At 67.4% G+C, this 18,423-nt stretch carries 14 protein-coding genes; 6 read left to right on the top strand and 8 right to left on the bottom strand.

The features are described from left to right. Window positions 1-53: 53 nt before the first annotated feature. On the bottom strand, window positions 54-2,708 hold the full coding sequence (gene pepN / locus C566_RS0103515) for an aminopeptidase N (RefSeq protein WP_018772951.1): 2,655 nt from the start codon (window positions 2,706-2,708) through the stop codon (window positions 54-56). Window positions 2,709-2,742: 34 nt separating this feature from the next. Next, on the bottom strand, window positions 2,743-3,768 hold the full coding sequence (locus C566_RS0103510; RefSeq protein ID WP_018772950.1) for a YeiH family protein: 1,026 nt from the start codon (window positions 3,766-3,768) through the stop codon (window positions 2,743-2,745). A 132-nt stretch (window positions 3,769-3,900) separates the two neighbouring features. Between C566_RS0103510 and C566_RS0103505 the strand changes: the two genes are divergently transcribed. From C566_RS0103505 to C566_RS0103495, 3 genes are read left to right on the top strand one after another with little or no spacing between them, the layout of a single operon-like run. Next, on the top strand, window positions 3,901-5,499 hold the full coding sequence (locus C566_RS0103505) for a circularly permuted type 2 ATP-grasp protein (RefSeq protein ID WP_018772949.1): 1,599 nt from the start codon (window positions 3,901-3,903) through the stop codon (window positions 5,497-5,499). Beyond that, a complete protein-coding gene (locus C566_RS0103500) occupies window positions 5,492-6,418 on the top strand; it encodes an alpha-E domain-containing protein (RefSeq protein ID WP_026266338.1) in 927 nt (308 codons plus the stop codon). The genes C566_RS0103505 and C566_RS0103500 overlap by 8 nt, the downstream gene beginning before the upstream one ends. Continuing rightward, window positions 6,415-7,266 carry a transglutaminase family protein gene (locus tag C566_RS0103495; RefSeq protein ID WP_018772947.1) on the top strand — a complete coding sequence of 284 codons (852 nt, stop codon included), beginning with the start codon at window positions 6,415-6,417 and terminating at the stop codon, window positions 7,264-7,266. The genes C566_RS0103500 and C566_RS0103495 overlap by 4 nt, the downstream gene beginning before the upstream one ends. A gap of 94 nt (window positions 7,267-7,360) precedes the next feature. Here C566_RS0103495 and C566_RS0103490 read toward each other — a convergent pair whose 3' ends face one another. Next, window positions 7,361-7,858 (bottom strand): pyridoxamine 5'-phosphate oxidase family protein, encoded by a 498-nt coding sequence (locus C566_RS0103490; RefSeq protein WP_026266337.1) that lies wholly within the window; start codon window positions 7,856-7,858, stop codon window positions 7,361-7,363. 157 nt (window positions 7,859-8,015) lie between these two features. Between C566_RS0103490 and C566_RS0103485 the strand changes: the two genes are divergently transcribed. Beyond that, on the top strand, window positions 8,016-9,716 hold the full coding sequence (locus C566_RS0103485; RefSeq protein WP_051082215.1) for a GAF domain-containing sensor histidine kinase: 1,701 nt from the start codon (window positions 8,016-8,018) through the stop codon (window positions 9,714-9,716). 51 nt (window positions 9,717-9,767) lie between these two features. On the opposite strand, the gene C566_RS0103480 is transcribed toward C566_RS0103485, so the two are convergent. Beyond that, on the bottom strand, window positions 9,768-10,499 hold the full coding sequence (locus C566_RS0103480; protein WP_018772944.1) for a response regulator: 732 nt from the start codon (window positions 10,497-10,499) through the stop codon (window positions 9,768-9,770). A 300-nt stretch (window positions 10,500-10,799) separates the two neighbouring features. Between C566_RS0103480 and C566_RS0103475 the strand changes: the two genes are divergently transcribed. Next, the gene (locus C566_RS0103475) at window positions 10,800-11,249 is read left to right on the top strand and encodes a universal stress protein (protein ID WP_018772943.1); all 450 of its coding nucleotides are present in this window, start codon (window positions 10,800-10,802) and stop codon (window positions 11,247-11,249) included. A 24-nt stretch (window positions 11,250-11,273) separates the two neighbouring features. On the opposite strand, the gene C566_RS0103470 is transcribed toward C566_RS0103475, so the two are convergent. From C566_RS0103470 to glgC, 3 genes are all read right to left on the bottom strand, one after another. Then, a complete protein-coding gene (locus tag C566_RS0103470) occupies window positions 11,274-11,741 on the bottom strand; it encodes a pyridoxamine 5'-phosphate oxidase family protein (protein ID WP_018772942.1) in 468 nt (155 codons plus the stop codon). Between the two features lie 96 nt (window positions 11,742-11,837). After that, window positions 11,838-13,346, bottom strand: coding sequence for an SDR family NAD(P)-dependent oxidoreductase (locus C566_RS0103465; RefSeq protein ID WP_018772941.1), 1,509 nt, complete (start codon window positions 13,344-13,346; stop codon window positions 11,838-11,840). Window positions 13,347-13,407: 61 nt separating this feature from the next. Continuing rightward, a complete protein-coding gene (glgC, locus tag C566_RS20680) occupies window positions 13,408-14,823 on the bottom strand; it encodes a glucose-1-phosphate adenylyltransferase (RefSeq protein ID WP_043465688.1) in 1,416 nt (471 codons plus the stop codon). A gap of 102 nt (window positions 14,824-14,925) precedes the next feature. Between glgC and glgA the strand changes: the two genes are divergently transcribed. Next, a complete protein-coding gene (gene glgA / locus C566_RS0103455) occupies window positions 14,926-16,131 on the top strand; it encodes a glycogen synthase (RefSeq protein WP_043466014.1) in 1,206 nt (401 codons plus the stop codon). Window positions 16,132-16,224: 93 nt separating this feature from the next. Here glgA and C566_RS0103450 read toward each other — a convergent pair whose 3' ends face one another. Further along, window positions 16,225-18,396, bottom strand: coding sequence for an acyl-CoA dehydrogenase family protein (locus C566_RS0103450; RefSeq protein WP_018772938.1), 2,172 nt, complete (start codon window positions 18,394-18,396; stop codon window positions 16,225-16,227). Window positions 18,397-18,423: the final 27 nt, after the last annotated feature.

Genomic DNA, 18,423 nt, shown 5'->3' with positions numbered 1-18,423 from the left:
AACTGCCGTGCTGGGCCGCCAGAAGGGCGGCTACGGAGCAATCGATCGCGGGTTTATCGTGGGTTCGCAGCCTGAGCGTGCGCCGCCAGGGCCGGTACCGTCAGGGCCTGCGCAGTGAGGGAGCGGTGCAGCTGGCTGCGCTGTTCGATGATGATCCGGCGCAGGGCGCGCGGCGCATCCGGGTGGGCGGCCAGCCAATGGTCGGTGCGCACAATCACGGCGTTGGTTTCGGGCGTTCCGCCGTCCAGGTCCTGTCCCGCGGGGTAGAAGCCGCGGACAATCCGGCTGGCGATCTCAATGCTGCGGTCCGCCCAGACGTGTTCGAGGGATTCGAAGTACGGGTCGATGAAACCGGCCAACAGGGAGGCCGCGCCGGTGTTGAACCCGGCAATTGTGGCGCCGAGGAGCTGGTTGGACAGACCGGTGCCGTGGACGGCGGCCTCCCAGGCGGCTGCCTTGACGGTCTCCTCGGGGCGGGCGGCGAGGGCGGTGGCGTGCCCGGACTTGCCTGCCGCCGTGTTGTCCCGGGCGAGTTCCTGGTCGAGCTGCTCCTGTGAGGCCTGGCCGTTGGCCGCCAGGCCATGCCAGAGATTCCAGCGCAGTTCGGCGTCCACCGCAAGGCCGTCGATCACGGTGCTGCCGTCCAGGATGCCCCGGAGCAGGTCCAGCCGGCCGGCGTCGTAGCGGCTGGTTGCGGCGAGGGTCCGGGCCCAGGCCAATTGCTGGTCGGAACCCGGCGCTGCCGCCTGCAGCTGTTCGGCGGCCGTGGTGAGGAAGCCGTGGCGCACGGCGTCCCGCTGGCCCCGGGGCACGTAGCGTTCCACCGCCGTCGAGGCGTTGCCCAGCACGTTGAGGAGGACGCCGATACCCGGCTCGGCGGGTCCGAAGCGCTGGACGGCGTCGACGTAGAGGGCGGCCGGTGTGACGGCATCGCGGGCCGAGTCCCACAGCGCCGTCCAGCACAGCGCCCGCGCCATGGGGTCCTCCAGCTTGTCCAGGGAGCCGCGGACAGTGGCCTCGGAACGCGAGTCCAGCCGGACTTTGGCGTAGCTGAGGTCCTCGTCATTGACCAGCAGCAGCGCAGGCCGCGGTTTGCCGGCCAGCGCGGTCACGTCGGTCCTGGCACCGCGGATATCGGTCTCGACGCTGTCCGTGCGAACCAGGGCGCCGGCGTCGTCAAAATTGTAAAGGCCGATCCGCAGGCGGTGCGGCCGGGGCTCCTGCCGGCCGTTGGCGGGATCTACGGCGTCCTGCAGGACCGCGACGGAGCTGAACGCGCTGGTGTCCTCGGTGGACGTGGTGATCTCGCTGGACAGGGTGGAGATGCCGGAGGTCTGGAGCCATTGGCGGGCCCATTCGCTGAGGTCGCGGCCGGACGCCGCGCTCAAGGCGGCCAGCAGTTCAGCGAGGGTGGTGTTGCCGTAGGCGTGGTCCCGGAAGTACTGCCGGGACCCGGCGATGAAGGCCTCGAACCCGACGTAGGCCACCAACTGCTTCAGCACCGACGCGCCCTTGGCATAGGTGATGCCGTCGAAGTTCTGCTTCGCGGCTTCCAGGTCCGGGATGTCGGCGACGATGGGGTGCGTGGTGGGCAGTTGGTCCTGGACGTAGGCCCACGCCTTGCGGTTGTTGGCGAAGTTCACCCAGGCCGTGTCCCAGTCCGTGGTCCGGTCCACGCCGAGGGTGCCCATGTAGTCCGCGAAGGATTCCTTGAGCCACAAATCATCCCACCACTTCATGGTGACGAGGTCGCCGAACCACATGTGCGCCATCTCGTGCAGGAGCGTGTTGGCGCGGGCCTGGTACTGCGAGTCGGCGGCCCGGGAGGTGAAGACGTAGCTTTCGGTGAAGGTCACCAGGCCGGGGTTTTCCATGGCGCCGAGGTTGTACTCGGGGACGAACGCCTGCTCGTATTTGCCCCACGGATAGGGGAAATCGAAGAGCTCGTTGAAGAAGGACAGCCCGTTCCTGGTGAGTCGGAACAGGGCGTCGGTGTCAAAGGACGCGGCCATGGAGGCGCGGCAGTAGAGCGCCAGCGGCACGTCCAGGACGGTGCCGTCGCCGAGTGTCCCGCGCCAGGTGTCCTCTGCCTTGAAGTACGGTCCGGCGAGGACGGTGGTGATATAGGTGGACATCGCCTTGGTGGGCGCGAAGTCCCAGCGGCTCGTGGCGGGATCGCTCGTGAGCTGGGTGCGCAGCACCTCCGCCCCGTTGGAGGACACCTGCCAGTCCGAGGGGGCCATGACGTGGAAGGTGAACTCGGCCTTCAGGTCGGGCTGTTCGAAGTTCGCGAACACCCGGCGGGCGTCGGCGGGTTCGTACTGCGTGTAGAGGTAGCACTGGCCGTCGGCGGGGTCCACGAAGCGGTGCATGCCTTCACCAGAGGTGCTGTACAGGGCCGTCCCCGTGATGGTGACCTGGTTCTCCGGCTGCAGGTTCTCAAGCCGGATCCGGGATCCGTCCACGACATCGGCGACGGCGAGCCCCTTGCCGTTGAGGAAGACGCTGTGCACGCTGCCGGCGATGAAATCCACGAAGGTCGTCGCCCCGGGTTCGCTGGCCGAGAAGGAGATGATGCTGCGGCTCGTGTAGCCGGCGACGTTCGGGTCGGCCGCCTGCCGGACGTCGAGGGAGACATCGTAGCTGTGAGTGGTGATGAGGGCGGCGCGGGCCGCGGCCTCGTCGCGGCGCAGATTCTGGTTTGACACCCAGCTATCTAATCACGGGAGCGTGTGCGCCCGGTCACGCCGGCGGGAACATCAGAAAGGCGGCCGCCAGGCCCAGCAGGGCGATCAGCAGCCAGGACGCCAGCGCGGCCAGCAGCGCGCGTGCGCCGGTGTGCACCAGTTGCCGCACCCGGACGGCGGAGCCCAGCCCGAACAAGGCCATGCCCAGCAGCAGGTCCTGAAGGGCGGCGGCCGCATCCAGGACCGCGGGGGACAGCCACCCGGTGGTTCGCAGGGCCGCCAGGGCCACGAATCCGATGACGAACAGCGGGATCACCGGGGGGCGCTTGGCTCCGTCGGCCGCGGTGCCCAGCCGGTGGTGGAAGCCCGCGGCGGCGACCATCGGCGCCAGCAGGATCACCCGGGTGAGTTTGACGACGACGGCGACGGCCAGGGCCGCGGTGCCCGCGGTCTGGGCGGTGGCGACCACCTGTCCGACGTCGTGCACCGAGGCGCCGGTCCACGCCCCGAAGAGCTCCGGCCCCAGGCCCAGCGGCCGCGCGAGCAACGGCAGCACGCCGATTGCCAGCGTTCCGCACAGGGTTACGAGCGCCACGGGCAACACGGTTTCTTCCTGCCGGATTTTGCGCACGGCGGCCATCGCCCCGATCGCGGAGGCCCCACAGATGGCGAAGCCCGTGGCCACCAGCAGCGCCACGCGGGGAGGCAGCCGGAAAAGCCTGCTGATCCCGTATGTGCCGGCGAAGGCGGCCAGCACCACGGCGGTCACGAGCAGCAGCGCCGCCCAGCCCAGGCCCAGCACGTCGCCGAGGCTGACTTTCAGGCCCAGCAGCACGATTCCGGCCCGCATGAGGTGTTTGCCGGCGAAGTCCAGCCCGGGCCGCGCCGGCCCGGCGGTCCAGCCAGATACGCCCGGCAGGTTGGCCGCCAGCAGCCCCAGGAGGACGGCCAGGGTCATCGCCGGCAGCGCGGGGAGGAGCAGGTGGACGGCGACGGCAACGGCGACGGCCGCCGCAGCGCCGGTCAGGCCAGGCGCGGCCGCTGTTAGGCCTGACGCGGCGGCGGATCTCTTCGGGGGCACGCCCCTACATTGCCGTACCCGGCCGGAAAAGCCGTAACCGCCGCCATCCCGGCAGGCGGCTACGTGCCACCGGGAACAGCGGCGCGGGCCGTCGAAATGATTTCGTAACGAAAAAGTGGTTGGCTAGTGACCATGTCTGACCTATTCCAGGAGTACTCCGAGGCCGCCGGCCGCACCGGCGCCTACGACGAGATGTTTGCCCCCGGCCAGCAGGCCCGGAAATCCTACGGGCAGGTGGCCCTGGCCCTGCGCGAACTCTCGTTGGCTGACGTCAGCGCCCGTGCCGATTCCATGGCACGGACCTTCCTGGACCGCGGCGTGACGTTCGACTTTGCCGGTGAGGAACGGCCCTTCCCCCTGGACATCGTCCCCCGGGTGATCCCCGCCGACGAATGGAGCGTCCTCGAACGCGGTGTGGCCCAGCGCGTCCGTGCTCTTGAAGCCTTCCTCAATGACGTCTACGACAAGATGACGGTGGTGTCCGACGGCGTCATCCCGCGCCAGCTCGTCACGACCAGCGCCCACTTCCACCGCCAGGTGCACGGCTTTGAACCGGCCGGGGGCGTCCGGGTCCACATTTCCGGAATCGACGTCGTCCGCGACGCCGAGGGCACATTCCGGGTTCTGGAAGACAACGTGCGCGTGCCCTCGGGCGTCAGCTACGTCCTCGAAAACCGCCGGGCCATGGCCAAAGGCCTGCCCGAAGCCTTCGGCCAGCAGCTCATCCGCCCGGTCGAGGAGTACCCCCGCCGGCTCCTGTCCGCCCTGCGGAAGACGGCGCCCTCCGGCGTCGACGATCCCACCGTGGTCGTCCTGACCCCCGGCGTCTTCAACAGCGCCTACTTCGAGCACACCCTGCTCGCCGGCCTCATGGGTGTCGAACTCGTCGAGGGCCGCGACCTCATCTGCCGCGGCAACCGGGTCTACATGCGCACCACGGCGGGCGAGCAGCGTGTCGACGTCATCTACAAACGCATCGACGACGAATTCCTGGACCCGCTGCAGTTCCGTGCCGACTCCATGCTCGGCTGCCCCGGCCTGGTCAACGCCGCCCGCGCCGGCGGCGTCACGATCGCCAACGCCGTGGGCAACGGCGTCGCCGATGACAAGCTCGTCTACAGCTACGTGCCCGACCTCATCCGGTACTACCTCAACGAAGAGCCCGTGATCGCCAACGTGGACACGTTCCGGCTCGAAGAGAAGGAGGCCCGGGAACACGTCCTGGACCGCCTGGACGAGCTCGTGGTCAAACCGGTGGACGGCTCGGGCGGCAAGGGCCTGGTGATCGGCCCGGACGCTTCCAGGGACGAACTCGATGCCCTGCGCAAGCGGATCATCGCCGACCCCCGCGGATGGATCGCCCAGCCTGTGCTGCAGCTGTCCACGGTGCCGACGCTCAGCGGCGACAAGTTCGGCCCCCGGCACGTGGACCTGCGCCCCTTCGCCGTCAATGACGGCGAGGACGTCTGGGTCCTCCCCGGCGGACTGACCCGTGTGGCGCTCAAGGAGGGCTCGCTGATCGTCAATTCCAGCCAGGGCGGCGGCTCCAAGGACACCTGGGTCCTGGCCGACTCCCCGCAGGTCCCCGTCGAAGTGATCCCGCGGCCCACCATCGCAGTCCGCGAGCGGGTTTCGGTCTGGCCGGTGGAGAGCAACTGGCGCGACAGCCAGAAAGAGCAGCAACAGCAGCAGCAGATTTCTGATGCGCAGGAGGTAACCGCGAATGCTTAGCCGTATTGCCGAGTCATTGTTTTGGATCGGCCGCTACGTGGAACGGGCCGACGGTACCGCCCGGATCCTCGACGTCCACCTCGAACGGCTCAACCATCTGCCCATGGAGGAACAGCGCAGCGTGGCGCAGGAACTCCTGGCCGTCATGGGTGCCCGCGCACAAAGCGATGATTTCGGCCTGCCCGAACTGCTCAACGCCCTCGCCTACGACAAGCAGAGTGCCACCTCCATTGCAGGTTCCCTCGGTGCCGCCCGGGAAAACGCCCGCCGAGCCCGCGAGACCGTCTCCTCCGGGCTCTGGGAAAGCCTCAACACGACCTACTACGGGCTGAACCAGCACCGCAAGGACGTGGTGGGCACTTACCGCTTCTGCAACTGGGTCCTGGAGCGTACCGCCATGGTCAGCGGCCTGGCCGACACCACCGTCAGCCATGATGAGAGCTGGCAGTTCCTGGTCCTGGGCCGGTCGCTGGAGCGTGCCGACATGACCGCGCGCATGCTCTCCACCCGCGATGTCCTCTCGGCCGGCATGTCCTGGGTGAACATGCTCCGCTGCGCCGGCGCCTACGAATCGTTCCTGCGGACCCGCCGGGCGGCGTTCGGGGACCAGCACGCGGCCGAATTCCTGCTGCTGGACCGGCTGTTCCCGCGGTCCATCGTCTACGCCCTGCGCGACGCCGACGAGTGCCTGGCGAAGCTCGACCCCTCGGCCCAGCGCGTCGGCTTCATCAACGACGCCCGCCGGATCGTCGGCCAGGCCCGCACCTTCCTGGAGTTCCACCGCACCGATGACCTCATGTCGGAGCTGCCGGAGCACATGGAGCGTGTGCAAAAAGCCGTGTCGCAGGCCTCGGACGCCATTTCCCGTAAGTACTTCAATCAGGCAGACGAGCTGGCCTGGGTGGGAGAAGTTTCATGACCCGGCTGAACATCGTCCACAAGACGGCCTACAAGTACAACAAGCGCGTCACCCTGTCCTACAACGAGGCCCGGATGACCCCGCTGACGGACCCGCAGCAGGTGGTGCTGGAGTCCTCCATGAAGGTTTCGCCTTCACAGGCGGCCCTGAGCAGCTACCGCGACTACTGGGGCACGCGGGTGACCGCCTTCGACATGCAGATGCCGCACGAGCACCTCGAAGTCCTGTCCACCACCACCGTCGAGGTGCACCGGGTCGAGAAGATCGCAGCCGAGGCCGACATCGTCGGGTGGGACGTCCTGTCCGCTCCGGAGACGCTGAACCAGTTCAGTGACTGGATTCCGCAGTCCCAGCTGACAGGTCCCGGCTCCGAAGTGCTCGCCATCATTCCCGGGGTTGTCGAGGGGAAATCGCCGCACGAGGCCGCCATGGCGATCTTTGCCTGGATGCGCGGTGAAATGACCTACATGAAGGGCTCCACCGGCGTCACTACCAACGCCGAACAGGCCTGGAACCAGCGGCAGGGCGTCTGTCAGGACCTGGCGCACCTCGCCATCGGGTCACTGCGCAGCTGCGGTATCCCGGCCCGCTACGTGTCCGGCTACCTTCACCCGCGTTCGACGGCGGAGCTCGGCGAGACGGTTGCCGGCCAGTCGCATGCGTGGCTCGAGTGGTGGGACGGCGAATGGCGCAGCTGGGACCCGACAAACCACAAACCGGCGGGGGACTTCCACGTCACCGTGGCCCGGGGCCGCGACTACCGCGACGTGCCGCCGCTGAAGGGCATCCTGTCCGGCGGCGGGGGATCGGCCCTCAGCGTCAGCGTGGAAATCACCCGCGTCGCGTAAGCGCACCCCACGCCCCGCGTTGCGTTATCAGACCGGGCTGCCCTGAAGCCCTCAGGGCAGCCCGGTCTGATAGCGCAAGAGGTGTTTGTGGGGGTTACTCGAGGCCGGAACGCGTGGCGTCGTCCAAGGGTGTCCACCACGTCTGCGGCGGCACCACTTTGAAGCGCCTGCCCGTGACGGTATCCGGCGTGATCCGGACGAAGTGTTCCTTCTTTCCGGCCTGCCACGGGAACAGCAACAGGCCCACCGTGTCCATGACCTCCTGGGGGTTCTGCACTGGCGCGGCTTGGCCCTTGATGACAACGCTCCAGGCGACTCCAGTGTCCGCGTTAATGCCGTCGGCTTCCACGGCCACCGGCGTGCCGCCGGTGGCCGCCTGCAGCTTGGTGCCCTCCGCGGTCCGGAACACCAGCGTGCCGTGGTCCACTTTGTAGTTAATGGGGAAGATGTCGGGATGATCGTCCACCCAGACCGCCAGCCTGCCCACCGAGACACTGCGTAATAGCTGCCAGCATGTGTGGTGGTCGAGTTCTTCGACGGCGTGGGTCTGGTCCTTTGGCTCGTGACGGCCCGGGCTCGATTCAGTGCTCATGCGGGCGAGCGTACGCGGCCGGGCTGACGGCGGCTAGGGCAAATGGACCCAGCCGCCGGGTTTATCTCCGAATTCCGGGGCTTTCCTGAGTCGTTCGCGCTATTCTGGCATAGGGCCGTCAGCGTCTACATTGGCCGGAGCGATTGGGGGCAATGACATGCAGTCAACGGGTGAGGGCTCAGGCCATACCGTGTCCGAGCCAAATCCCGTAGTTGAGGAGTTGCTGAAGGGGTTCGGCGCCCGGGCGGAAGAGCTGCTTCAATCCAAGGAACGCATCGCCGGCCTGCTGGAAGCCGTGGTCGCCCTGGCAGAGGACCTGAGCCTTGATGCCGTCCTGGAACGCGTGGTCGGGTCGGCCTGCCGGTTGTTGCACGCCCGGTTCGGCGCCCTTGGCGTCATCGGTGATGACCACGCTCTCAGCCACTTCATCACCGTCGGCATCGATGGCAAACTGGCGCGGCAGATCGGTCCGCTGCCAACCGGCCACGGCGTCCTCGGCCTCCTGATCACAGACCCGCGGCCGCTCCGGCTGCATGAACTGAGCAAGCACCCCGAGGCCTACGGGTTCCCCGCACACCACCCTCCCATGAAGTCCTTCCTGGGGGTACCGGTCCGCGTCCGGGACGTGGTGTTCGGAAACCTCTACCTCACGGAAAAAGAAGGCGGGGAGGACTTTTCCCCCGAAGACGAGGCCTTGGCCGTCGCCTTGGCGGCAGCAGCCGGCGTAGCCATCGAAAATGCCCGGCTCTACGACGACGCCCGCCGCCGGGCACGTTGGCTGGAGGCCTGCATGGACGTCTCCGGGCTGATGCTGAGCACGGACCGCGACTATACGTCGGGCGGCCTGGACCCGATCGCCGGCCGGGCGCTCCAGGAGTCCGCGTCCTCGCTCGCCCTGCTGGTGGCCCCCGCCGCCAACGGCGTGGCCCACGTGGTGATCGGCGTCGCCGGTGAGCGCGGCACGGCGTTTTCAGGACGGTCACTGCACTTAAAGTCAAAGCTCCTGGAAGATGTCCTCGAAGGCGGCGAGCCGGTCCTGTTCGACGACGCATCCGAAGTGCTGGGAGAGGTCGACGGCGCCGTCACCGGCCCGCTGCTGGCAGTGGCGCTGAGTACCCAGGGCGCCCACCACGGCCTCCTGCTGCTGGCACGGGACAAGGAGTCGGTGCGCTACGCCCGGACCGACATCGAAATGGGGGCCGTCTTCGGCTCCCACGTGGCCCTCGCCTTGGAACTGGCCCGCGTGCACCGGCTGCGCGAGGAGCTCCTGGTCTTCACCGACCGCGACAGGATCGCCCGGGACCTGCACGACCTCGTCATCCAACGGCTGTTCGCCGCCGGGCTGAGCGTGCAGAGCCTGACCCGTTTCACCAAGGAGGAACTGGCGCTGGAGCGCATCCGCAACATCACCGGCGAACTCGACGAAGCGATCCGCAGCCTGCGCGACACCATTTACTCGCTCAAGAGCAACACAGGCGAGATCGAACTGTTGAGCGGCCGGATCCGTCGGGTCACACGCAGCTCGTCGAAGTCGATGCCGTTCCCGCCGCGCCTGACCATCACCGGACCGGTGGATGCCGTGACACCGGACAAGGCCGATAACGTCGTGGCCGTGGTTTCCGAGGGGCTCAGCAACGCCATCCGGCACTCCGGGGCGGATACGATCTCGGTCTCGGTTGCGGTCGTCAGGGGCCGGGTGACTGTGGTGATCAGTGACAACGGCGCCGGGTTCGCCCAACCCGAAAAACGCAACGGGCTAAGCAACCTCGAAGACCGGGCGCGCATGCTCGACGGCGAATGCACCATCACGAGCGCGCCCGACTCCGGTACCAGCCTGGAATGGTCGGTGCCCCTGTAGCCGGCGCGGCTCCTGCAGCCGGCGCGCCCGGAGGCCCGGTGACCGCGGAGCCTACCCGACGCTGCGCGGTCGGATTACTTCGCCGGTTCTCCCGCCGGCGGCCGACGGAAATGCCGGGCTGGCGATGAAGACGGCTGCCTGCGTGCGGCGTTCGAATCCGAGCTTGGCCAGCAGAGACGACACATAGTTCTTCACGGTCTTTTCCGCCAGGAACATTTCGGCGGCAATCTGCCGGTTGGTCAGTCCGCCGCCCACCAGCTCCAGGACCTTGCGCTCCTGGGGGGTGAGGGAGGACGTGCGCGGGTCGACCTCTTCGGCCTCCACCAGGCTGTCCACGACGCCGGCGGCCACGCCCTCCTCGAAGAGGGACTCGCCCGCTGCTGCCCGCCGCAGGGCGCCGATCAGGTCCGTGCCGCCGATCTCCTTCAGCACGTATCCCCGCGCCCCGGCCAGGACAGCGCCACGCAGGGCCTGTTCGTCGTCGAAGCTCGTCAGGATGATGCAGTTCAGGGACGGGTCCACCGACCTCACATCCCGGCAGACCTCAATGCCGGTCCCGTCCGGCAGACGGGCGTCCAGCACACAGACATCAGGGTGCAGTGCGGGAATCCGGCGGGTCGCTTCCACCGCGGATCCGGAACTGCCGACCACGGCAAACCCCTCGCCTTCGAGAAGTTCCTGCAGCCCGCGCCTGACAAGTTCGTGGTCATCAAGTATAAAGACGCGGATCACCGCCTGCCCGCCATCAGGTGCAGTGAGACCTGCGTCTGCCCAGGCAATCATGATTCTCCCGTCCGGCCGCTCGCGCGACCGCTCAATGCTCTTATTAACACGCTGATTTTTGTATCGAGATACTGTTTTCATCTGCTGACCCCAGCCTCTGCCATTCTTCTGCACTGGGGCGGCGCGAACAAGGGTCATAGTGCCCGACAGGCCGGCTCCGGCCAGTTGCCCTGAGCGTTTCCGGGTAGCCGCCGGCCGGCGTGGGTGCATGCCCTTTGGCCCTAGGCGTCGTGCCGGCCGAGGGAAATCATGGGAGCGTCGCCATCTGGCGCAGGAAGCTCGGCCGGTACGAGGGCAAGGATGGCGATGAACGAAGTCAGGGACGTCCGCACGATCGTGGTAGGCGTTGACGGCTCGGACGCTTCGGTGTCCGCGTTACGGCATGCGCAGGGCCTCGCGGTGCCTCTGGCCGCCAAAGTCGTCGCGGTGGCATGCTGGGACTACCCGCCGGTGTACGACGGCTATGTCGCCGTCGGGATCGACGACTTCGACGTCCGGGCCGGCGAAATCCTGGCCGAGGCGGTGGTGAAGGCCTTCGGCCCGGACACCCCGGACAACGTCGAGACCCGCCTCATCCAGGGACACCCCCGCCGCACACTGATCGAGGAGAGCAAAACCGCGGACATGCTCGTGCTGGGCCGTCGCGGCCACGGGGGATTCGGCGGACTGCTACTGGGATCGGTGAGTTCCGCCTGTGTGGCACATGCGCATTGCCCGGTGCTGGTGGTCCACTCGCCAGAACACGACTGACCCCGCACGCCTGCCCGGAGGATCCTATTCGAACGTGGCCCGGCGCGGATCCGAGAGCCGGGTGGTCCACATATCGGGCCGGTTGACCTTGAAGCGTCGTCCGGTCAGGGCTTTGGGAGCCACACGCACGTAGTAAGCCTTCTCCCCGGGCTGCCAGGGCTCCAGGAGCAAGGAGTCCACTTCGTCCTTCTCCTCCTGGCTCTCGATGACCTCGGCTTCGCCGCGCGCCATCACACTCCAGGCCGTCTCCTCGTGGACGTCGTAGCCGTCGATCTCGAATGCAACCGGCTTGCCCGTGATGGCGCCCCAAAGCTTCGTGCCGCCGGCGGTGCGGAAGGCAATCGCCCGCCGTTCGAGTACGAAATTCACCGGGAAGATCTCCGGATGGTTGTCTACGATCAGCGCTACGCGCCCCACGACTTCGGTGTCGAGCAGCGCCCAGCACTGGTCCATGGTCAGCGAGTATTCCGGCGAGGGCGTGGTTGAGTCCATGTCGAGCCACGATACGGGCCGGCCAGGATCCCGATTAGGGCCATAGGTCCCGCAGCGGACACCACAGTGACGCGCGCTGCGGCCCGCCGGCGCCGGTCACCAGGGACTGGGCTTGTAGTCCTTCAGGAAGACGCCGTACTGGTCCTCACCGGATTCGCCCATCACGATGGGGTCGTAAACGCGGGCGGCGCCGTCAACGAGGTCCAGGGGCGCGTGGAAGCCCTCTTCCATGAGGCGGACTTTGGTGTAGTGCGGCCGCTCGTCCGTGATCCAGCCGGTGTCCACGGCCGTCATGAGGATGCCGTCGGCGTCGAGCATTTCCTGGGCGCTGGTTCGCGTCATCATGTTCAGCGCAGCCTTGGCCATGTTCGTGTGCGGGTGCCCGGGGCCCTTGTAGGCGCGGGAGAACTGGCCCTCCATGGCGCTGACATTGACGATGTACTTCCGCCGCGCGGTGGATCGCTTCATGGCACCCCGCAGCCGGCTGACCAGCAGGAATGGAGCCGTCACATTGCACAGCTGCACTTCGAGCATCTCCAGCGGGTCCACTTCGTCCAGCACCTGGGTCCAGCTGTTGATGGTGGCGAGGTCCGGGACCAGCCCGCCCGCGTCGATTGCCGTGCCGGAGGCAATCCGCTCCAGCGACGCCGAACCGGTGGACAGGGCCAGGGACGTGATCGCGTCCCCGGCCAGTACCGGATGGTCGAGCACGCTGCTGGCCAGGGCAAGCGGGTGCTTGTCGTGGGCGTGGCCGAACGTGACGAGCTCCGGGCCACCGTTGGCAGCCTGGAGGGCGGCGGGCAGCGGCTCGTCTTCGGCGTCGACGAGCGGCTTGTAGGCATTGCCGGAGCGCCGCACCGTCTGGGCCGCGTTGTTAATGATGATGTCCAGCGGTCCTGCGGCATCCAGCGAATCCGTCAGGGCCATTACCTGGGACGGGTCGCGGAGGTCGATGCCCACGATCCGGAGCCGGTGCAGCCAGTCGGCGCTGTCCTCCATCGCCGCGAAGCGGCGGGCGGCGTCCTTCGGGAACCGGGTGGTGATGGTGGTGTGTGCGCCGTCCCGCAGGAGTCGGAGCGCGATGTACATGCCGATCTTTGCCCGCCCGCCGGTGAGCAAGGCCCTGCGGCCGGTCAGATCGGTGCGGGCGTCGCGCTTGCTGTGGCTGAACAGGGCGCACTCGGGGCACAGCTGGTGGTAGAAGGCATCCACCTGGGTGTAGTGCTGCTTGCAGATGTAGCACGGCCGGGACCTGATCAGGTGGCCGGCGATTTCCCCGGTCGCGGACGTGGCGAGCTTGTTGCCGCGCGTTTCGTCGTCGATCCTGTCGGGGGCCGCCGTCGCCGTCTGGGCGATCACGGCGCGGTCCGCCTCGGCGATCTCATCGCGCTTGCTGACCCGCCGGTGGCGCTTGACGGCCTTGAACATCTTCCCGGTGGCGCGGCGCACTGAGACGTAGTCCGGGTGCTCCTCGTCATAGGCGTGGATCGTGTTCAGGACTTTCAGGCAGGCCTGGATTTCCTCCGGGGTCAGCCCGGCAAGACCAGACCCGGCAAGACCAGACTCGGCGGCGGAAACGTCGGAGGACAGATCGGGGGAGCTCATTGCCCTAATTTTACAGGGTGCGGGGAGCCCGGCCGGACGAGCGTGCCGGGCCCCCGCCTGCCTATGCCGTGGGTGATTGCTTGACCGGTCCGTCCGTGCCGACAGCGGCGGCCTGGACGTCGGCCACCTTGTCCACGGACTCCCGCAGTTCGGGCCAGTTCTCGGTTGCGGTGCGGACGGCGTCGGGCACCAGGCGCAGGTTGGCCGCGGAGAGCGCCCGTTCCGCATCGCTGGGGTCCGGGACGTGCTGGCCCTTGGACAGGACCGTGATTCCGGAGTCGGTGACCTTGAAGCCGCGGGCGCGGTCCAGGTCGGGATCGAGCCCGATCGTGGCCCCGGCCGGCACCTTGACGTTCTTGTCGATGATGGCGCGCTTGATCACGGCGCCTTCACCGACGTTGACCTTGTCCATCAGGACCGAGTCCAGGACCCGGCTCGAGGTGCCGACGTAGACGTCGTTGGAGAGCACGGACCCTTCCACGATGCCGCCGGAGACGACGACGCCGCTGGCCACGATCGAATCCAGTGCCGTGCCCACCGTGTTGGACTTGCCGCGGACAAACTTGGCCGGCGGGGAGATGGTCTGGCGGGTGTAAATCGGCCACTCGGAGTTGTAGAGGTTGAAGACCGGGACGGGGGAGATCAGGTCCATGTGGGCGTCGTAGAACGAATCGATGGTGCCGACGTCGCGCCAGTAGGTGCGGTCCCGTTCGGTGGATCCGGGGATGTCGTTGAGGGTGAAGTCGTAAACGCCGGCCTCGCCCTGGTTCACAAAGTAGGGAATGATGTCCCCGCCCATGTCGTGCTTGGTGTCGAGGCGCTCGGCGTCAACGTGGAGGGCTTCAATCAGGGCGTCGGCGTTGAACACGTAGTTGCCCATCGAGGCCAGGAACTGGCTGGGGTCCGCCGCGAGGCCGGGTGTCGACGACGGCTTCTCGACGAACGCGGCAATCTTCTCCGGGTTGTCCGCATCGGTTTCGATCACACCGAACTGGTCCGCCATGTGCAGCGGCTGGCGGACGGCGGCGACTGTGGCTTTCGCCCCGCTGGCGACGTGCTGGGCCACCATCTGGGAGAAGTCCATCCGGTAGACGTGGTCTGCGCCGACCACGACGACGATGTCGGGATTGGCGTCATGAATGAGGTTCAGGGACTGATAGATGGCGTTGGCGCTGCCCAGGAACCAGCTCTTGCCGACGCGCTGCTGGGCCGGGACCGAGGCCACATAGTTCCCCAGCTGGGTGGACATGCGCCACGTTTCGGAAATGTGCCGGTCAAGGCTGTGGGACTTGTATTGCGTCAACACCACAATTTGCAGATAGCGGGAATTCACAAGATTTGAAAGGGCAAAGTCAATAAGCCGGTAGCTTCCGGCAAACGGGACACCAGGCTTGGCCCGGTCCGCCGTCAACGGCATGAGCCGGTTTCCCTCGCCACCTGCGAGGACAATTGCCAAAACTCTCTTTTGATGCGGCATGGTGATAGCTCCTGAACGCCTTCGTTACTCCCCAATACAGTCCGGCATGCCCGAACGTCTTCACACTAGATCAGTTCCACCGTAACGACTACCTTGGTGCATGTGCGAATAGATATTGTGACCAAAGAATTCCCGCCGGAAATCTACGGCGGCGCCGGGGTCCACGTGGCCGAGCTCAGCAGGGTGCTGGCCCAACGCGTGGACCTTCAGGTGCGTGCCTTCGGCGCGCCCCGCGAGCCCGGGTATCACGGAGCGACCGTCACGTCGTATTCCGTGCCCGAAGACCTGGGCTCAGCAAACGCCGCTATCCAGACCCTCGGGGTGGACCTGAGGATCGTTCCGGATATCGCCGGCGCGGACCTGGTCCACTCCCACACCTGGTACGCCAACATGGCCGGACACATCGCGTCGCTGCTCCACGGCATCCCGCATGTCCTCAGCGCCCACAGCCTGGAGCCGCTGCGCCCGTGGAAGGCCGAGCAGCTCGGTGGCGGCTACGCGGTGTCCTCATGGGTGGAAAAGACCGCCTACGAGGCCGCTGCCGCCATCATCGCCGTCTCGGAAGGGATGCGCCAGGACATCCTCCGCAGCTATCCGGACGTCGACCCGGCCAAGGTCAAGGTGGTCCACAACGGCATTGATGTCAGCCAGTGGAACCGGGACGAGGCTGATGACATCATCCGGCCGCTCGGGATCGATCCGGAGCGCCCCAGCGTTGTTTTTGTGGGCCGGAACACCCGGCAGAAGGGCGTACCGTACCTGCTGCGGGCCGCCGCCAAGCTCCCGGCCGACGTCCAGCTGGTGCTGTGCCTCGGTGCCGCGGACACGCCGGAACTGGCCGCCGAGACGGCACGCCTGATCGAGGAACTCCAGAGCCAGCGCAGCGGCGTGATCCTGATCGAACGGATGCTGCCCCGCAACGAGGTCATCCAGGTGCTCAGCCACGCGACGGCGTTCGCGTGCCCGTCCATCTACGAACCCCTGGGCATCGTCAACCTCGAGGCCATGGCCTGCGGCGCCGCCGTGGTGGCCAGCGCCACGGGCGGCATTCCGGAGGTCGTCGAGCATGGCAAGACCGGGCTGCTTGTTCCGATCGAGCAGGTCACCGACGGCACCGGCATCCCGCTGGACCCGGAGAAGTTCGTCACCGACTTTGCCGAGGCCCTCATCGAAGTGGTGTCCGATCCCGCCCGGGCCCGCGCCATGGGTGAAGCGGGCCGCCGCAGGGCCGAGGAACACTTCTCCTGGGAATCCATCACGGAGACCACGCTCGAGGTCTACCGCTCGGCGCTCCAGCAGGGGTCCTGACCCCGCGACGGAACAGCAGTATGTCGACAGGGCAGAACGACGACGGCGCCGCCCCGGCTGAGGGGGCGGCGCCGTCGTCGCATTTCGGCTGGGTCAGCCGCGGGCTTTGGTGCCGTGGGCCTTTGTGCCGTGGGCCTTTGTGCCGTGAACGGCGCGGGCCAGCATAATCTTTTCGTCCAGGGGCGCCTGGCCGCTGGCGCGCTGCTTGCGGAAGTAGTCCCGGGCCTCGTCCTGGCGGACCTTCTCCGCGCCAGTGGAGATCTCGGCGCGGAGGTGCTCCGGCCCGTAACCGAACGCGTCCACCAGGTCCAGGGCATGCGGGCGGATCTTCACGAGCAGGCGGTTGATGTATTCGCCCACAGTGCGTCCGCGCTGCATCGACAGCCTGCCGTTCATGAGGTACCAGGACAGGTTCTTCTCGATCAGGGACAGGCCGAACAGATCGCGCAGCCACGTCAGGACCTTGCGCGTGCCCGGGTCAGTCACTGTGCCGAGGGCCTCGGTAAAGGCCTCCCACTGCAGCAGCTCCGCATGGGCCTGGGCGGCTTCGATGAGTTCGTGCTGGTGGGCGTTGAACAAGGCGGCGCCCTGCTGCTGCGGGAGCTTGTTCGCGCCCTTGAGGGCCGTGGCCACCTCAGCGACCATGGTCTGGACGCGGTCCGTGAGCAGGGTCCGCTGGCTTGCTTCGTCCTTGATCGCCAGCGCTGCTTTCTGCACTGATCCGGAGTCCGCCACGAACTGGGCGACGCCGCGCAGTCCGGTGCGGTGGATCGCGGCACCGGTGGCCTGGCCCACGACGTAGCGGGTCAGCACGCCGACGTTGACGGTGCGGAATTCCTTGGCGTAGTCCGCCAGCAGGCGCTTGGCGACGAGCTGCAGCAGGACCGTGTTGTCGCCCTCGAACGTGGCGTACACGTCGAGGTCGGCACGGAGCGAGGCGAACCGGTTCTCGATCAGGAACCCGGCGCCGCCGCAGGCCTCGCGGCACTCCTGCAGGGTGTCCAGGGCATGCCAGGTGCTCAGCGGCTTCAGGGCCGCGGCCAGGGTTTCAAGGTCCTGGCGGTCCTGGTCGGTGTCGTGACGGCCGGAGAAGACGTCGTCGAATTTCTGCAGCAGCTGCTCGCTGGCGAAGCTGGCGGCGTACGTGGTGGCCAGCCGGGTGAAGAGCCGGCGCTGGTGCCGCTGGTAGTCCAGCAGGACTTCCTCGTCGGTCTGGGAGGAGGCATTGAACTGCCGGCGTTCGGTGGCGTACTGGATGGCGGTTTTCAGGGCCAGTTTCGACGCCGTCACTGCGGCGCCGTCGAGGGAGACCCGGCCCTGGACCAGCGTGCCGAGCATGGTGAAGAAGCGGCGGCCCGGGCTGGCGATGGGGGACGTGTAGTTGCCCTCGGGGTCGACGTCGCCGTAGCGGTTCAGGAGGTTGGTGCGGGGGATCCGGACGTTCGTGAAGTGCAGCCGGCCGTTGTCGATGCCGTTCAGGCCGCCTTTGACGCCGTCGTCCTCGCCCCCGATGCCCGGCAGGAAGTCCCCGGTCCCGGCGTCCCGGAGGTCCATGTAGAACGCGTGCACGCCGTGGTTGACGCCCTTCGTCACCAGCTGGGCGAAAACGACCGCGGCCAGACCATCGTTGGCGGCGTTGCCGATGTAGTCCTTCCACGCGGCCCGGAACGGCGTGTGGACCACGAACTCCCCGGCGGCGGGGTCGTAGGTGGCGGTGGTGGCAATGCTGGCCACGTCCGAGCCGTGCCCGGTTTCGGTCATGGCGAAGCAGCCCGGGATGTCCAGGCTCATGATGCCGGGCAGCCACTTCTCGTGGTGTTCCGCGGTGCCGAGGTGGTTCACTGCGGAGCCGAACAGTCCCCACTGGACGCCGGCCTTGATCTGCAGCGACGGGTCGGCGATGACCAGCTCCTGGAAACCGGCCACGTTCCCGCCGTGATCGTCCGAGCCGCCCACGGACTCGGGGAATGCGCGGTGGACGGCGCCATTGTCCACCAGGATCCTGAGCTGGCCGAACACGCGTTGGCGATGTTCGGTGTGGGTCTGGCCCTCGATCTTGTGCAGTTCCGGGCGGCCGGCGAGGCCCCTGGACTGCAGCCGGATGTCGGCCCACTTGCCGAGCAGCTGTTCGCCAAGGGCCGCGACGTCGACGGCGGGCGCCTCGGGGGAGCCGGGTTGGCCGGAACGGCCGGCTGCTGTGGTTGCCGCTGGAGTCGTGGTGCGGCGGGGGGCGTTGCCGGTGGTGCGGTCGGCTAGTTCAGTCATGTCGTTTCCTTCTGTGGTTCTGACAAT

The organism is Arthrobacter sp. 131MFCol6.1, from assembly GCF_000374925.1.
In the GTDB taxonomy this organism is placed as follows: Bacteria; Actinomycetota; Actinomycetes; order Actinomycetales; family Micrococcaceae; genus Arthrobacter.
Note: the sequence above shows the minus strand (reverse complement) of the source record. Positions and strands in the feature narration are given on the sequence as shown.

Coding starts and splice junctions, on each gene's coding strand:
- C566_RS0103485 (WP_051082215.1), top strand. CDS start 8,016: ATGCAGTCAACGGGTGAGGGCTCAGGCCATACCGTGTCCGAGCCAAAT.
- C566_RS0103480 (WP_018772944.1), bottom strand. CDS start 10,499: ATGATTGCCTGGGCAGACGCAGGTCTCACTGCACCTGATGGCGGGCAG.
- C566_RS0103475 (WP_018772943.1), top strand. CDS start 10,800: ATGGCGATGAACGAAGTCAGGGACGTCCGCACGATCGTGGTAGGCGTT.
- C566_RS0103505 (WP_018772949.1), top strand. CDS start 3,901: ATGTCTGACCTATTCCAGGAGTACTCCGAGGCCGCCGGCCGCACCGGC.
- C566_RS0103465 (WP_018772941.1), bottom strand. CDS start 13,346: ATGAGCTCCCCCGATCTGTCCTCCGACGTTTCCGCCGCCGAGTCTGGT.
- glgC (WP_043465688.1), bottom strand. CDS start 14,823: ATGCCGCATCAAAAGAGAGTTTTGGCAATTGTCCTCGCAGGTGGCGAG.
- C566_RS0103500 (WP_026266338.1), top strand. CDS start 5,492: ATGCTTAGCCGTATTGCCGAGTCATTGTTTTGGATCGGCCGCTACGTG.
- C566_RS0103450 (WP_018772938.1), bottom strand. CDS start 18,396: ATGACTGAACTAGCCGACCGCACCACCGGCAACGCCCCCCGCCGCACC.
- C566_RS0103470 (WP_018772942.1), bottom strand. CDS start 11,741: ATGGACTCAACCACGCCCTCGCCGGAATACTCGCTGACCATGGACCAG.
- C566_RS0103490 (WP_026266337.1), bottom strand. CDS start 7,858: ATGAGCACTGAATCGAGCCCGGGCCGTCACGAGCCAAAGGACCAGACC.
- C566_RS0103495 (WP_018772947.1), top strand. CDS start 6,415: ATGACCCGGCTGAACATCGTCCACAAGACGGCCTACAAGTACAACAAG.